Consider the following 1,177-nt stretch of genomic DNA (forward strand, 5'->3'; position numbering starts at 1 on the left):
AAATCTGTATAATCTGTATAATCTGTGTGCCATTCCGTGCTCATTTTTACTTTTTAACTTTTAATTGAACAACATGAAGATTCAGACATACAGTACAAAAGAATTGGCGATGATGTATTTCGATAGCGAACCAAGCTCGTCGACCCGGCAATTGAAAAGCTGGATTGAGCGAAACAAAGAACTGAAAATAAAATTGATAGCGAACGGTTACAGCAATCGCCAGCGCATTTGGACACCTAAGCAGGTCGAACTTTTGTTTCACTATTTAGGCGAGCCATAAGGATTAGCGACAATTAAAAGCAGTAAACGACAGTTAAGTGCACTTAACGGATTCCGCCATTTCCCCTTGCCGTACCTTTGCAGTGTCGATAAGTAAATGGCACGCAGATGACGCAGATTTAACAGATGGCCGCAGATTTTTTATTTTTAGGCTGCGCAGTCTGTTTTAGGCACGGATTTCACGGATTACACGGTCTTTAATCTGTGAAAATCAAAATTAACTGTGAAATCCGCGTAATCCGTGCCTTAAAAACAAGATAAATCTGTGAAAATCTATTGCATCTGTGTCATCTGTGTGCTTTTACTTATCAACGCATTTTTTAGCTTTTAATTATTAACTTTTAATTTTTAATTTGAGTATGGCATTACAGTACACATTAGTGCAAGGAAAGGACATGAGCGAAGGGGCGGCCGAGGACGCGAAGCTGTATTACGCGCGGGCGGTGAGCTCCGGAGAAATGACGTTTGAGGAACTCTGCGAGGATATCGCGGAAACTTGTACGCTGACGTCGGCGGATGTAAAGGCGGTTTTGGACCGTATGGCGTGGATTATTAGCAAGAACCTGAAGGCGGGGCGCATCGTGCAAATGGGTGAATTAGGCAACTTTAGGTTGACGGTCGGCTCGCGGGGAACAATCAACAAGGAGGATTTTAACGCCTCGCTGATCAAGAAGCCGAAGGTGGTGTTTCATCCCGGAAAGCGCATTCAGGAAGCCCGCGCCGAGACTGCGTTCGAACGTATTGGCGTAACGGAGGAAGAGGATGCGGAGACGGCGTAAAATTTTCCCTGTTCTTTTGCCTTGATGCAAAAGAACCAAAAAATCAAGGCTTACACTCCAGAAGCTACAAATTCACGGCGCGGAGCTGAAATCTCGGAAAACTCGCTTCGCTCAAACAC

Annotated in this window: 2 protein-coding genes; both read left to right on the forward strand. The window is 44.5% G+C overall.

The features are described 5' to 3' along the window. Positions 1-73: 73 nt before the first annotated feature. Positions 74-280, forward strand: a complete 207-nt coding sequence (locus tag B5F77_RS15375; protein ID WP_087332344.1) for a DUF4248 domain-containing protein — start codon at positions 74-76, stop codon at positions 278-280. Positions 281-638: 358 nt separating this feature from the next. Continuing rightward, positions 639-1,058, forward strand: a complete 420-nt coding sequence (locus B5F77_RS15380; RefSeq protein ID WP_087332346.1) for an HU family DNA-binding protein — start codon at positions 639-641, stop codon at positions 1,056-1,058. The last annotated feature ends 119 nt before the right edge of the window (positions 1,059-1,177 follow it).

It is taken from the genome of Parabacteroides sp. An277 (assembly GCF_002159645.1).
In the GTDB taxonomy this organism is placed as follows: Bacteria; Bacteroidota; Bacteroidia; order Bacteroidales; family Tannerellaceae; genus Parabacteroides.

Coding starts and splice junctions, on each gene's coding strand:
- B5F77_RS15375 (WP_087332344.1), top strand. CDS start 74: ATGAAGATTCAGACATACAGTACAAAAGAATTGGCGATGATGTATTTC.
- B5F77_RS15380 (WP_087332346.1), top strand. CDS start 639: ATGGCATTACAGTACACATTAGTGCAAGGAAAGGACATGAGCGAAGGG.